Annotated in this window: 11 protein-coding genes; all 11 read right to left on the reverse strand. The window is 67.1% G+C overall.

Translation table 11 applies throughout. The annotated features are described in order from the left end of the window. Positions 1-2,106 (reverse strand): DUF2207 domain-containing protein (locus PKD89_RS15210; protein WP_324332521.1); only part of this gene is annotated, 2,106 nt, incomplete at its 3' end. Positions 2,107-2,128: 22 nt separating this feature from the next. After that, positions 2,129-3,025 (reverse strand): cell division protein FtsX, encoded by an 897-nt coding sequence (locus tag PKD89_RS15215; RefSeq protein ID WP_287374351.1) that lies wholly within the window; start codon positions 3,023-3,025, stop codon positions 2,129-2,131. A gap of 50 nt (positions 3,026-3,075) precedes the next feature. Beyond that, a complete protein-coding gene (gene ftsE, locus PKD89_RS15220; protein WP_287374352.1) occupies positions 3,076-3,753 on the reverse strand; it encodes a cell division ATP-binding protein FtsE in 678 nt (225 codons plus the stop codon). A gap of 226 nt (positions 3,754-3,979) precedes the next feature. Continuing rightward, on the reverse strand, positions 3,980-5,101 hold the full coding sequence (prfB, locus tag PKD89_RS15225; protein ID WP_289011132.1) for a peptide chain release factor 2: 1,122 nt from the start codon (positions 5,099-5,101) through the stop codon (positions 3,980-3,982). Between the two features lie 44 nt (positions 5,102-5,145). Then, positions 5,146-7,884 (reverse strand): preprotein translocase subunit SecA, encoded by a 2,739-nt coding sequence (gene secA / locus PKD89_RS15230; protein ID WP_287374354.1) that lies wholly within the window; start codon positions 7,882-7,884, stop codon positions 5,146-5,148. A gap of 13 nt (positions 7,885-7,897) precedes the next feature. Beyond that, on the reverse strand, positions 7,898-8,518 hold the full coding sequence (locus tag PKD89_RS15235) for a ComF family protein (RefSeq protein WP_289011133.1): 621 nt from the start codon (positions 8,516-8,518) through the stop codon (positions 7,898-7,900). Positions 8,519-8,605: 87 nt separating this feature from the next. Continuing rightward, the gene (gene rpmA, locus PKD89_RS15240) at positions 8,606-8,860 is read right to left on the reverse strand and encodes a 50S ribosomal protein L27 (RefSeq protein WP_287374356.1); all 255 of its coding nucleotides are present in this window, start codon (positions 8,858-8,860) and stop codon (positions 8,606-8,608) included. A 16-nt stretch (positions 8,861-8,876) separates the two neighbouring features. Next, complete coding sequence (gene rplU, locus PKD89_RS15245) at positions 8,877-9,182, reverse strand: 50S ribosomal protein L21 (protein ID WP_287374357.1); 306 nt, start codon at positions 9,180-9,182, stop codon at positions 8,877-8,879. Positions 9,183-9,336: 154 nt separating this feature from the next. Beyond that, a complete protein-coding gene (locus PKD89_RS15250; RefSeq protein WP_287374358.1) occupies positions 9,337-11,058 on the reverse strand; it encodes an Rne/Rng family ribonuclease in 1,722 nt (573 codons plus the stop codon). Positions 11,059-11,070: 12 nt separating this feature from the next. Next, positions 11,071-11,769: a TIGR03936 family radical SAM-associated protein gene (locus PKD89_RS15255; RefSeq protein ID WP_287374359.1), complete on the reverse strand. Its 699-nt coding sequence runs from the start codon at positions 11,767-11,769 to the stop codon at positions 11,071-11,073. Next, on the reverse strand, positions 11,766-13,742 hold the full coding sequence (locus PKD89_RS15260) for a TIGR03960 family B12-binding radical SAM protein (protein ID WP_289011134.1): 1,977 nt from the start codon (positions 13,740-13,742) through the stop codon (positions 11,766-11,768). Before PKD89_RS15260 ends, PKD89_RS15255 begins: the two co-directional genes overlap by 4 nt. Positions 13,743-13,785: the final 43 nt, after the last annotated feature.

Genomic DNA, 13,785 nt, shown 5'->3' on the forward strand with positions numbered 1-13,785 from the left:
CCAGGCCAGGTTGCCGAACCGGTCCGCCACCGATGCGCCGACGAGGCTCACATCGGCCCGGATGGCGGGCTGGAACACATGAGGGCGACCGTCGAAGAGCCGCCCCTCCCCGGCGGGGGTGAACCGGCCGACGGCGTCGGCCGCCACGTAGAACCCGGCCACCCCCCTGCCGCCCCCCCCGCCCCCGAACCCTCCGCCGGAGACCCCCCCCCCCCCGAAGCCGGACAGGCCGCCCGCTCCCCCGGCGCTGGAGCGCTGCACCGCCGAGAACGTGCCGGCGGCGTAGGAACCGAAGTGGTTGAGGCTGTGGGAGAAGATGATCCAGTCGAAGGGCCGCGGTGACACCCACCACCCCATCTGCTCGGACGGCACCACTCCCTCGGCGCTCAGCTGGGCGAAGGTCTGGGCCCACCGTTCGGTCATGCCGAACACCATCGCATAGGGCAGGTAGCGGCTAAAGAGGTTTTGTTCGGCGGCCCAGTTCTGACGGTCGCCCTCACCGGCGGCGAACATCTCGCGAAAGCCCAGCACCCGCCGGTACATGGCGGTTCCCTTGCCGGTCCGGGCCGGCATGTTGATCGACAGCGCCATCAGCGCAAAGGCACCGAGGACCAACGGCAGGCCGACCAGCGCCCAGCGGGTGAAGGCGATGAGCAGCACCCACAGGCCCCCCGCCGCCAGCAGCGCCATGACGCCGACGCCGAGCCAGCTGGCGCGGGTGCGGTCGGGGCGCTTGCGATACCAACCGTGGGACACCATCTCGTCGTACATCTGCGACTGCACGATCTTCAACCGGGAGCTGAACGAGTACTTCAGTTCCGCCAGGGTCGTTTCGCTGCCGGAGGCGAACACCGACGTCAGCAGGGTTGTCTCGTAGGGAACCAGGCCGGTGTGGTCGGTGTTGAGCTGCACGAGCCGGTAGTCGCCATCGGTCAGGTCCTCGACCCGCAGGTAGCCCCGCACGGCCAGGTCGATCAGCGTGGCGGACACATCGATGTTGTCGGCCCGCTCGTCGATGATCGTGCCGGCCGCTCCCGGCAGGATCTGGTTGGGGGGAACGAACTCCACCGTGACGCCGTCGTGACGGGCAAGCCCCATGCGTTGCTCGTCCTCGGTATCGCTGCCAAAGCTCTGGTCGACCGCCGATCCGACGAACGTGCGGTCGCGTCCCACCCGGTACCCCAACAGCGCCACCACCGCCGCCACCAGCGCGCTCAGCAGCGCGCCGACGCCCACGGTGGCTGGGGTCAGCGAGAACGCCCGCTGCAAGCTCCACACCTCGTCGAGGATGGGCTCGGTGTTGGAAAAGGTCCCCTCGGGCACCTTCAGGTAGAGCGTGGCGCCCTGGCCGTTGCCCAGGCCGGACTGGCTGACCTTGGCCGTATCGCCGGAGAAGGTGGCCTGGTCGCAACCCTCGGTGCCGCCGTACCGACCGGAGAAGCAGTTGATGTCGTCGATCGTGCCCGGCATTTTCACCGTTGCGGTGGCGGCGTCGATCGGCACCCGCCACTGGTCCCCCACCAGGTTGAGCGGCACCTCTTCGTAGCCCTCGAACGCGTTGACCACGCCCTTCAGCTCGTATCGGAGCACGTAGGTCTGGGGACCGGAGACCGTTTTGTCGGGGTCGCCGACCCGGATGCGCTCGATGCTGTCCTCGTGGATCACTTCCACGTCGCTGGGCGCACCGGTAGGGCTGCTCGCCGAGAGGTTGGTCAACGGAGTGACACGCTCCCACCGACCGGAACTGTCCCGACCATCCAGGATCGGGTCATCGGCGTTGAGTGAGGTTCGAACCTGGATGAAGCGTTCCAGGCCGTGACGCGACGCTGTCCCGAAGTCGTAGTCGATCGTCTCGGTGACCTTGGCGGTGCCGTCCTTGGTGAGCTCGGCCTCGAAGTTGTAGTCGGTGATGCGCTCGCCGAATTGAGCTCGCAGCGCTCCGCCCGACTGAACAGAGGACCAACCCCGGCCGTCCAGGTGGCCCGAGGCCCCCGCCGGCGCGGCCCCGCCACCGACGGCCACCAGGCCGAAGACGACGCTGAGCAGCCCGAGGACCACCGCTCGTCGCGAGCGTCCAAGCCAACCCGACTGGTACCGATCGATCATCGGGCCACCATACCGGGGCGAACTAGGTCTTCAGATACCAGGAGACCGACAGCGTCGAGCCGATCGCACCGACGACCAACGCCACGCCGATCAGAAGCAGCATCACCCAGGCGACGTTGCCGTCGGTCCACCAGATCGCCCCGAAGAACGACTGCACGTCCTTGTTGACGAAGCTGGTGCGCCACACCCAGGTGAGCCCCCACAGGCCGGCGGTGGCAGCCGCCCACCCGATGAGGGCGTGCACCACCCCCTCGAGGATGAAGGGAATCCTGATGAACCAGTTGGTTGCCCCCACCAGGCGTTGCACTTCTATCTCTCTTCGGCGCGCAAACACCGCCGTCTGGATCATGAACACGATCAACAGCGCGGTGGCGACCAACAACACGACCGCCAACACGATGAAGAACGTCGACAGGTTCGACAGGAAGCTTTCCATCTGCTTCACCGCGTCGAGCGCGAACTCCACCTTGTACACGCCGGGCTCGTTCTGAAAGCTCTGCCCCAGCTCGGACACCACGTTGGACTGCGGGTTGGTCGGGGTCACCCGGAACGACTGCGGAAGGTCCTGCGGCTCGACCGACGCGACGATGTCGGGATCGTCGCGGAACAGCTGCTGGAACTCCTTGAAGGTCTTCTCGGTGTCGACAAAGGTGATGTCGGACACCTGCGGCGAGGCCGCAAGCTTGCCCTCGACCTGATCGATCTTCTCCTGGTCGGCGCCGGGTTGCATGTAGACGATGAACTCGACGCCGTCCTTCCAACGCTCGAAAGCGTGGTCCACACCGGCCACGAACAGCAGAGCCCCGCCGAGGATGCCCAGCGACACCCCGAACGTGATGATGCTGGCAACCGTCAACAACAGGTTGCGCAGCAGGTTGTTGGTCGTCTCGCGTACGACGTAGTCGAGTCGCATCGCCATGGTTCAGCCTCGCTGAGGTTCGCGGTTGAGCAGGTGGGAGGGGGTGAGCATCATTCGTACACGCCGCGGGCCTGGTCGCGCACGATGCGGCCCCGGTCGAGCTCGATCACCCGGCGGCGCATCGTGTCGACGATGCCCCGGTCGTGGGTGGCCATCACCACCGTGGTTCCGGTGCGGTTGATTCGGTCGAGCAACTTCATGATGCCCACCGACGTCGCCGGGTCCAGGTTGCCGGTCGGCTCGTCGGCCAAGAGGATCAGCGGCCGGTTGACGAACGCCCGTGCGATCGACACCCGCTGCTGCTCGCCGCCGGACAACTCGTGAGGGAAGTTCTCCGACTTCTTTGATAACCCGACCAGGTCCAGGATCGCCGGCACCTGGGTGCGCACGACGTGGCGCGGCCGGCCGATCGCCTCCAGCGCAAACGCAACGTTCTCGGACACCGTTTTGTTGGGCAACAACTTGAAGTCCTGAAAGACCGCTCCGATGTTGCGGCGCAGGTACGGCACCTTGTACCCGGGCAGTTCCCCGATGTCCTTGCCCGCCACGAAGATGCGGCCTTCCTCGGGCCGCTCCGACTTGTTGACCAGGCGCATAAACGTCGACTTGCCCGACCCGGACGGGCCGACGAGAAACACGAACTCACCCTTGTTGATGTCGACGTTGGCGTCGCGCAGCGCCACCGAGTCGGACCGGTAGGCCTTGGTGACGCTTTCAAACTTGATCACGTAGTCAACCTCTCGGGCAGGTGGTTCCGGGCTGTGACAACCGGGTATCGGCGATGGTCGGGGGCCACAGTGCCGGAATGTGTCGCCAGACCAGGCACTCTGTGACCAGCCGACTGAAAGATGTTACAAAGCCGCAACACCATGCGGGTGACACCCCGTCCGAAATCGCCCGACATCGCGGGAAACCCGGGGCGGACCACGGTGTGCTGACGGCAGGCCGGCGAGCTCAGGATGCTGTTGCGCCGGCGTTGGCTGTGCGGTTCCAGCGCAACCAGGCCTCCATGAAGGCGTCCAGGTCACCGTCGAGCACCGCCTCTGGGTTGGAGGACTCCATGCCGGAACGAAGATCCTTGACCTGCTGATAGGGCTGGAGGACGTAGTTGCGGTCCTGGCTGCCGAAGTCGACCGCCGCCCCATCGCCGGAGAGGGCGTCGATCGCATCGAGGCGCTTGCGGCGTTCGAGCTCCAACAGCTTCGACTTCAGCAGCGCCATCGCCTTGTCCTTGTTCTGGAACTGCGATCGTTCGTTCTGCACCGCCACCACCGTGCCGGTCGGCAGGTGGGTGATCCGCACGGCCGAGTCGGTCGTGTTGACGTGCTGGCCACCTGCGCCCGACGACCGGTAGACGTCGATGCGCAGATCCTTGTCGTCGATGTTCATTTCCTTGTCGACGTCCTCGAGGAACGGGGTCACCCGCACCGACGCAAAGCTGGTCTGGCGCCGGGCATTGTTGTCGAAGGGTGAGATGCGCACCAGACGGTGCACGCCATGCTCGGAGTGGAACCAGCCGTAGGCGTTGCGACCCTTCAGCAGGAAGGTGGCCGACGACAGCCCCGCCTCCGTGCCCTCCGAGACCTCCTGGAGTTCCAGCGTGAAATCGTGGCGTTCGACCCAGCGCTGATACATGCGCAGCAGCATCTCGGTCCAGTCCTGGGCATCCACCCCGCCGGCACCCGAGTTGAGCTCCACGATGGCATCGCCCTCGTCGTAGTCACCCGTGAAGAGCGCCCGCAGCTCGAGCCGATCGAACTCCTCGGTCAGCGACTCGACGCCGGCCGAGATCTCGGGTTCCAGCGACTCGTCGTCCTCCTCGCGCGCCAGCTCGTGCAGGGTGATCAGGTCCTCGAGCGCAGCGTCGAGACGTTCGAAGAGCTGGACGTCATCGCTCGCCCCGGCGAACTCCCGCTGGATCGCCTGGGCCTCCTCGGCGTTGTCCCACAGGTCGGGACGGGCCAACTCCACCTCCAGCTGGGGTAGGCGTCGACGAAGCTGCTCGACCCGCAGGTACTCGGCCGCCTCGTCGCGCTCTCCGGCGAGGCGCCGCAGTGCATCGGTGAAATCCTGCATCTACACCGCTCCCGAACTCGCCGCGCCGCCCGCTGGGTCGCCGATCACTGGGCTCCAGCGGGGGCGCCGTGACACTTCTTAAACTTCTTCCCGCTGCCGCAGGGGCACGGCGCGTTGCGCGGGGTCTTGTCCCAGTCGCTCTTCACCACCGGCTGCGCAGCCTCCGGCTCCGCAGGTGCGGCCTGGGCGCCGTCGCCGGAGTCCGCCTCCTCCTGGCCGCCCCCCATGAGCGCCATCGCCGGCGTCCCCGAGTCATCGCTGGGGTCGGTCGGGCCCTGGGTGACGATGTTGCCCACTTGAGCCTCCGGCACCTCGTCGCGCACCACGTTGACGTGCATCAGGTACTTGACGAACTCCTGGGCGATCGTATGGATCAACTGCTCGAACATGCCGTAGCCCTCGCGCTGCCACTCGGTGAGTGGGTCGCGCTGGCCCATCGCCCGCAGGCCGATGCCGTCCTCGAGGTAGTCCATCTCGCGAAGATGGTCGCGCCAGCGCCCGTCGATGATCCGCAGCATCACCTGGCGCTCGATGTCGCGCATCGTCTCCTCGCCCAGGGTTTCCTCCCGCGCCAGGTACTGGGCGTTGGCCTCGCCCATCAGCAGGTCGTACAGCTCGTCGGTCGACACCGCCTCGTCGAGGGTCGCCTCGGTCAGCTCGGTCGGCCAGAAGGTGCCGATCTCTGACAACAGGCCCTTGAGGTCCCATTCCTCGGAGAACTCCGACACGCAGTAGGTGCGGATGGTGGAGTCGAGCGCGACGGCCAACGCCTCGAGGGCCTCTTCACGCAGGTCGAGACCGTCGAGCACCTCGTCCCGGCGACGGTAGATCACCTTCCGCTGCTCGTTCATCACCTCGTCGTACTTCAGCACGTTCTTGCGGATCTCACCGTTGCGCGTCTCGACGGTGTTCTGTGCCCGCTCGATCGCCTTGGTGACCATCTTGGCCTCGATCGGCACGTCCTCGGGCCAGTCCTTGCCCATCACGAACTGGATGGCCCCGGTGGCGAAGATCCGCATCAGCTCGTCCTCGAGGGACAGATAGAAGCGGCTTTCACCCGGGTCACCCTGGCGACCGGCCCGGCCCCGCAGCTGGTTATCGATCCGACGGCTCTCGTGGCGTTCGGTACCCAGCACGTACAGGCCGCCGAGCTCGCGCACCTTGTCGCCTTCGGCCTTGACCTCGGCGGCCCAATGGGCCCGTCGTTCATCGAGGAAGGCCAGTCCCTCCTCGCTCTCGGGATCGATGTCCTCGCCGGCAAGGTCACGCTCGGCCAAGCCTTCCGGGTTGCCGCCCAGGATGATGTCCACTCCTCGACCGGCCATGTTGGTGGCGACGGTGACCCCGCCGATGCGACCGGCCTGGGCCACCACTTCGGCCTCACGGGTGTGCTGCTTGGCGTTGAGCACCTCGTGGGCGATCCCGCGCTTCTGAAGCTCGCGCGACAGCACCTCGGACTTCTCGACCGAGACCGTGCCCACCAGCACCGGCTGCCCGGTGGCGATGCGCTCTTCGATGTCGTCGGCAACCGCCGAGAACTTGCCCATCTCCCCGCGGAAGATCAGATCGCCCTCGTCCTTGCGGGCCAGCGGCTTGTTGGTGGGGATCGGGACCACCTGCATGCCGTAGGTGCTCATGAACTCGGCGGCCTCGGTCACCGCCGTGCCGGTCATGCCGGCCAACTTCTCGTACATGCGGAAGTAGTTCTGCAGCGTGACGGTGGCCAGGGTCTGGTTCTCTTCCTTGATCCGCACCCCCTCCTTGGCCTCGACCGCCTGGTGCAGGCCCTCCGACCAGCGGCGGCCTTCAAGCACGCGGCCGGTGAACTCGTCAACGATCTTCACCTGACCCTGGCCGACCAGGTAGTCCTTGTCGCGCTGGTACAGCTCCTTGGCCTTGAGGGCCACGGTGAGCTGATGCACGAAGTTGGCGGTCGGGTCGTCGTAGAGGTTCTCGACGCCGAGCGCCTTCTCCACCTTCTCGATGCCCGGCTCGAGGGGCGCCACCTGACGCTTCTCCTCGTCGACCTCGTAGTCGACGTCGCGCTTCAGCGCCCGGACCACCGCAGCAAAGCGGTAGTACAGCTTGGCCGCATCGGTGACCTGGCCCGAGATGATCAGCGGCGTACGCGCCTCGTCGATCAGGATCGAGTCGACCTCGTCGACGATGCAGTAGTTGAAGCCCCGCTGCACCTGTTCGCCACGGGACAGCGACATGTTGTCGCGCAGGTAGTCGAAGCCGAACTCGTTGTTGGTGCCGTAGGTGATGTCACACGCGTACTGGGAGCGCTTGAACACCGGGTCGTTCTGGTTGGGTAGCACCATGCCGATGTCCAGGCCGAGAAAGCCGTGGACCTGGCCCATCCACTCCGCGTCGCGCTTGGCCAGGTACTCGTTGACCGTGACGACGTGAACGCCCTTGCCGGTCAGCCCGTTGAGATACACCGGCAGCGTCGAGACCAGGGTTTTTCCCTCACCGGTCTTCATCTCGGCGATCCAGCCGAAGTGAAGCGCTGCGCCGCCCATCAGCTGCACGTCGTAGTGCCGTTGACCGATCACCCGCTTGGCGGTTTCACGAACGACGGCGAAAGCCTCGATCACCAACGTGTCCAGCTCCTCCCCGTTGTCGAGACGGTTGCGGAAATCGGTGGTGCGGCCGCTCAGGTCGCCATCGGAGAGCGTTTCCATCTCCGGCTCGAGCGCGCCGATTTCTGGGACGAGGTCGGAGAGGGCGCGGACTTTGCGTCCCTCACCGGCCCGAAGAATTTTGTCTAGGAAGCCCATAACGTGGACGAGTCTACCGATGCGGTGGTGGGTGGTAGGGGGTCGCTGCGACGCAGAGGGCGTGCACCGACCGGGCCCCGGCGCCACGAAGCGCCATCGCAGCCCGGGACAGGCTCGAACCGGTCGTCGTGACGTCGTCGATGACGACCACCCGGACGGGCGACGGGCCGGTGGGGCGCAGCACGGGGCCCGTCAGGCGCTGCGCTCGCGAGCGTCCGGTCTGCCCGTGGGGGCCGCCGCTCACCGGGGCCGGGTCACGGCGCAGCAGTCGGGCCGTGCCGGCTGACGGGATCGCCATCCGTCGCGCCGCCGCGGTCGCCGCCTGTGCCAGCAGCTCGGCCTGATCGAAGCCGCGCTCGGCACGGTTCGCCGGGGCTGCGGGCACCCAGCACACCGTGGCTCCGTCCAGCCACGTGCCGCCCATCACCGCCAGGGCCGCCCCCAAGGACCGCACCGCATCGCGATGGCGGCCGTACTTCAGCGACGTGATCAGGGTGGTGGCTACCCCCTCGTAGCGGCACAGCGCGGCGGCGCCGTCGAGCCCATCGGGCGGAGGGCACAGTTCGCCCGCCGCCAGCGGCCGCAGCGCATCGACGCACGCCGCACACGGGCTGGGGCCACTTCGATGACACACGACGCACGACGACCACAGCCACACCCGTAAGTGTGGCTGTGGTCGTGTTCGGTTGTCACCGGGCCGTGCGACCCGTTGTGTTGTCCGCTACTCGGGAGCGACGATGTCGACCATTTTGCGGTTGCGCCGCTGGTCGAAGCTCACCATGCCGTCGGCGAGGGCGAACAACGTGTCGTCCTTGCCGCGACCGACGTTGTTACCGGCGTGAATACGGGTACCGCGCTGACGCACGATGATTGATCCTGCGGTCACCTCTGTGCCGGCATACACCTTGATGCCGAGGCGCTGACTGTTTGAATCACGACCGTTCCGAGTAGAACCGCCGCCCTTGGTCTTTGACATCTATGCCCTCCGTGCTTCAGCGGCTGATGCCGACGATTTCGATGGTCGAGAAGCTCTGCCGGTGCCCATAGCGACGCCGGTTGTTGCTCTTGTTCTTGTACGTGAAGCCGTCGATCTTTTTGCCGCGACCCTCGCCGACCACCCGGGCCGACACGCTGGCGCCACCGAGTTGCTCCGGCGTTGCCAGCACGGTGTCGCCGTCGACCACCATGACCGGGGTCAGGGACAGGTCCTCGGAGTCGTCGTTGAGACGCTCGACGTTGAGCCGTTGGCCCTCTTCAACGCGGTACTGCTTACCGCCGGTCTTGATGACTGCATACATAGTTTGCCGATCGTAGCGTTCCCTCACCCAAACCGTCACGTCGGGGTCGAATGCTCGTTGCAGGAGGGCCGAAGCCGCCCCGGACGTGCGAGGCGTCATGGTACAGCCTGACGGGTGGCCCCCTTCAGCCCGAGACCCGCCGTCGATACGGGCCTCAGCCCAGCAACTCCTCGGGCAACGTCATGCCCCGTCCTTCACAGGAGGCACAGCGGTCGGCGAAGCTCTCCAACAACCCCTCCCCGATCCGCTTCCTGGTCATCTCGACCAGACCCAGATCGGAGATGGGCGCCACGTGCGTTCGGGTCTTGTCCCGGGCCAGGGCGGCCTTAAAGATCTTCAGCACCTCGTCGCGGTGCTTCTTGACGTCCATGTCGACGAAGTCGATGACGATGATGCCGCCGATGTCGCGCAGGCGCAGCTGGCGGGCCACCTCCTCGGCGGCCTCCAGGTTGTTGCGAAAGACGGTCTCCTCGAGCGAGGACTTGCCGACGTTGCGGCCGGTGTTGACGTCGATGACCGTGAGTGCCTCGGTGCCCTCGATGATCAGCGACCCGCCGGACGGCAGCCACACCTTGCGGTCGAGTGCCTTGTGGAGTTGCTCGTACACGTGATGGCGCTCGAAGAGCGACAGCCCCTCCGCAGCCGGGTCATAGTGCTCGATGCGGTCGGCGAGCGCCGGCGACACCGAGGTGACGTACTCGGAGAGCTCTTCGAAGAGCTTGCGATCGTCGACGACCACGGAACGGTGATCGGCGTTGAACTCCTCCCGCACGATCCGGGTGGCAACGTCGGGCTCGCGGTAGAGCAGCCCGGGCTTGGTCTGGGACTTGGCCAGCGCTTCGATCTGGTCCCACTGCCGCAACAGCCGAGCCACGTCGCGCTGAATCTCCTCGGCGGTGATGTTCTGAGCGGCGGTGCGCACGATCACGCCGTGTTGCTTGGGCTTCGCCTTGTCGAGGATCTTGCGCAGGCGTTTGCGCTCATCGTCGGGCAGGCGCTTCGAAATGCCATAGGTGGTCGAGTTCGGCACGAGCACGACGAATCGGCCGGGCAGCGAGACCTCCTGTGTGAGGCGGGCACCCTTGTGGGCGATCGGGTTCTTCGTCACCTGGCACAGGATGAGCTGCCGGGCCTTGAGCACCTCTTCGATGCGTGCCGAGCGCTTGTTCTGGCCCTCGGGCACGATGACGTCGCTGCGATAGACCACGGCGTTCTTGGGCGTGGAGATGTCGACAAACGCCGCCTCCATGCCGGGCAACACGTTCTCGACGCGGCCCATGTAGATGTTGCCGTGGATCTGGGAGGCGTCGTCGGCCTTGCGGGAGACGTAATGCTCGATCAGCTGACGACCCTCCATCACGGCGACGTGGGTGGCCTCGGCCGTGACGTGGATGTTCATTTGGAACCGGCCGACGGCCTGTCCGTTGCGGTGGCGACCCCGGCGGCTGGCCAGCGTCGCCTCGTCGAGCTCGATCGGATCGCCGTCGTCGGTGAGCACCGCCTCGATCGGCGTGGCGCTGGGGCCTCCGCCGCCGCCCTTGCCCTTACCGCCCCGACGGCGGCGCCGACGCTTGGGAGCACCCGAGCTGCCGGAGCCCGACCCTGACGCGCCGTCATCGGACACCTGGGATGCGGAATCCTGGCCACCGGACTCAGCAGCCGGCGCGTCCGAGGGCTGGTTGTGAGCGCCACCCGTGCCCGAGTTGCGTGGGCGCCGTCGCCGGTTCGGCGACTTGTTGGCCTCACCCGATCCTCCCTCGGAGGGCGGCTCGGCACCGCCGGGGCTTCGTTCAGCGACCACCTTGGCCGGGATCGAGTCCCCGATCTGTGGCTTGCGGCGGGGGGCGGGTGATGTCGTGGGGCCTTCTTCGGCCATGGTGGAGTCCTCTCATGACGCACGCCTCAAGGCGTGGCTCACTCGAGGGGGCATCGGCACCGGTTCGGTGCGGCTCCCCTCGGTGGTCGTCCATTGGTTGATACGCGTCACCCGGGCCGAGAACGTCAGCGGCTTGAAGGCCGCCAACAGTTCGGGAATCCGGATGCCGCGGGGCGCGGTGGCCAGCTCGATAACGAGCAGGGTTGCGCCGTTGTCGGGGGTGACGTCGATGCTGCGGATGATCGGGCGAAGATCCCAATCGACGTCCTTGCCCTTGCGGCTGACCGTCGCCGGCAACGCCGGCGCAGCCAACAGTTCGGCCGCACGGTCAGCCGCGGCCTGGGTGTCGACGTCGATGCTGCGCAGGTGCCAGGTGCAGGCGTCGACGATCGCCTGCAATGAGCCGTCGGAGCGCTGCACCGCCACGGCGGCGACGGCGTCGATCCCCTCGGGGAGGTGGTTCGACAGTTCGGGCGGCAGCTTGGCGGTGTCGACCGGCCCGGAGAAGTCGACGTCGACGTACTCGGCGAGCGATTCGTGCCCCACCGACAGCGCCAACCCGAAGTGCAGCTTGGGCCGGGGCGAGAAACCTTCCGAGTAGGCCACCGGCTGACCGGCACGGCGCAGGGCCCGCTCCCAGGCCCGCGCCACATCTCGGTGGCCCAGGAACCGGATCTTGCCGGTGACCGTATAGCGGATCCGCACCCTCATGAGCTGACCCCGACGCCCGCCCGGACCGGCGTGCCCAGGCGCACGGGCACGGCACCCAGGTCCGAGGTGACGTTCTGGCCGGTGCCCTGGCTGCCGCCGGCCGGCGGAACCGCCGAGGCCACCACGTGCTCGACGCCGTACCCGGTGCACGCGCCGCAGTCGTAACACGGCGTCCAGCGACAGTCGGGAAGGCCCACTTCGGCCAGCGCATCGGCCCAGTCCTGGGCCAGGAAGTCCTTGTGGAGGCCGGCCGACAGGTGATCCCACGGCAGCGTTTCGTCGGTGTCGCGGTGGCGGTTGGCGTAGTACTCGGGGCTGAGCTCGGCCTCGGCCAGGGCGCGTTCCCAGCGGTCGAGCTCGAAGTACTCGCTCCACTCCTGGAACGTGCCTCCGTCGCGCCACACCGACTCGAGCACCGCTCCGAGGCGGCGGTCGCCGCGGCTGAGCACGCCCTCGATCAACGTGGTCTTGGGGTCGTGCCACTTCAGCTGCACCCCGTGATCGCGACGTAGCTCGTCGCGCAGCAGGTAGATCTTGCGCTGGAGCTCGGTGACCGTGTTCTGTCCGAACCACTGGAACGGGGTGTTGGCCTTGGGCACGAACCCACCCACCGACACGGTCACCGACGGGAACTTGTGATACTTCTTTCCGATCTCGACGCAGCGCCGGGCCAGTTTGGCGATGCCCAGCGTGTCCTCGTCGGTCTCCGACGGCAGCCCGGTGAGGAAGTACAGCTTCATGCGCCGCCAGCCCTCCGAGTAGGCCGCTTCGACCGCGTCGTAGAGGTCCTCTTCCCGGATGAGTTTGTTGATGATCTGGCGCATCCGCCACGTGCCGGCCTCGGGGGCGAAGGTCAGCCCGGTGCGGCGGCCCTGGCGGATCGAGGTGGCCAGACCGACGGTGAAGGCGTCCACCCGGAGGCTGGGGAGCGACACCGACACCTGTCCCGCCGAGATCGGGTCGGACACGATGGCCTGAACCACCGGCTCGATACCCGAGAAATCGGCGGTTGACAGCGACGTCAACGCCACCTCGTCGTAGCCGGTGCGGGCCAGCCCGTTCGAGATCATCGAGGCGACCTGCTCGGCGGGCCGCTCGCGCACCGGACGGGTGATCATCCCCGCCTGACAGAACCGGCAACCCCTGGTGCAGCCGCGGAACACCTCGACGTTGAGGCGATCGTGGACCACCTCGGTCAGCGGCACGAGCTGGTTGCGCGGGTAGGGCCACTCGGCCAGGTCGGCCACCGTGCGTTTCTCGACGACGTCGGGCGCCGAGGCGGCGATGGCCACCGTCTCGATCAGATCGCCGCTACCCGAGTACACCGGCTCGTACAGCGACGGCACGTACACGCCCTCGACCTCGGCCAGCGCTTCGAGCAGCTCCTGGCGGTCGGCGACGCCGGCCCGCTTCGAGCACGCGATCACCTCGGTGAGCTCCCCCACCGCCTCCTCGCCGTCGCCGAGCACGACAAAGTCGAGGAAGTCGGCCAGCGGCTCGGGGTTGGTCGTGCAGTGGCCCCCGGCGCCGACGAGCGGGTGATCGCCGGTGCGGTCCGCCGAGCGAAGCGGCACGCCGGCCAGGTCGATGCAGTTCAACACGTTGGTAAAGGTGAGCTCGGCCGACAGGTTGAAGGCCACGACGTCGAACTCGACGGCCGGCCGATGGTTGCCGACCGAAAACAGCGGCAGCCCGGCGGCGCGCAGCTCGGCCTCGAGGTCGACCCAGGGCGCATAGGCGCGTTCGGCGACGGCATCGTCGCGTTCGTTGAGGATCTCGCACAGGATTTGCAGGCCCTGGTTGGGCAGCCCGATCTCGTAGCTGTCCGGGTAGACGAGCAGCCAGGCGACCGTGTCGTCGTCGCGTCCCGCCTCGGGGTCGGGAACGATCGCCCCGTCCTCCATGCCGATATAGCGAGCCGGGCGCTGCACCCGCTCTAGCAGGGGTTCGAGGGAACTCCAGATCGACGACATGATCCAGTCAATCTACCGGAGCCGGGCCGGGTGGTGGGCCCGG

This window comes from Candidatus Neomicrothrix sp. (assembly GCF_035329545.1).
In the GTDB taxonomy this organism is placed as follows: Bacteria; Actinomycetota; Acidimicrobiia; order Acidimicrobiales; family Microtrichaceae; genus Microthrix; species Microthrix subdominans.

Coding starts and splice junctions, on each gene's coding strand:
- rpmA (WP_287374356.1), bottom strand. CDS start 8,860: ATGTCAAAGACCAAGGGCGGCGGTTCTACTCGGAACGGTCGTGATTCA.
- PKD89_RS15250 (WP_287374358.1), bottom strand. CDS start 11,058: ATGGCCGAAGAAGGCCCCACGACATCACCCGCCCCCCGCCGCAAGCCA.
- rplU (WP_287374357.1), bottom strand. CDS start 9,182: ATGTATGCAGTCATCAAGACCGGCGGTAAGCAGTACCGCGTTGAAGAG.
- PKD89_RS15215 (WP_287374351.1), bottom strand. CDS start 3,025: ATGGCGATGCGACTCGACTACGTCGTACGCGAGACGACCAACAACCTG.
- prfB (WP_289011132.1), bottom strand. CDS start 5,101: ATGCAGGATTTCACCGATGCACTGCGGCGCCTCGCCGGAGAGCGCGAC.
- PKD89_RS15260 (WP_289011134.1), bottom strand. CDS start 13,742: ATGTCGTCGATCTGGAGTTCCCTCGAACCCCTGCTAGAGCGGGTGCAG.
- PKD89_RS15255 (WP_287374359.1), bottom strand. CDS start 11,769: ATGAGGGTGCGGATCCGCTATACGGTCACCGGCAAGATCCGGTTCCTG.
- secA (WP_287374354.1), bottom strand. CDS start 7,884: ATGGGCTTCCTAGACAAAATTCTTCGGGCCGGTGAGGGACGCAAAGTC.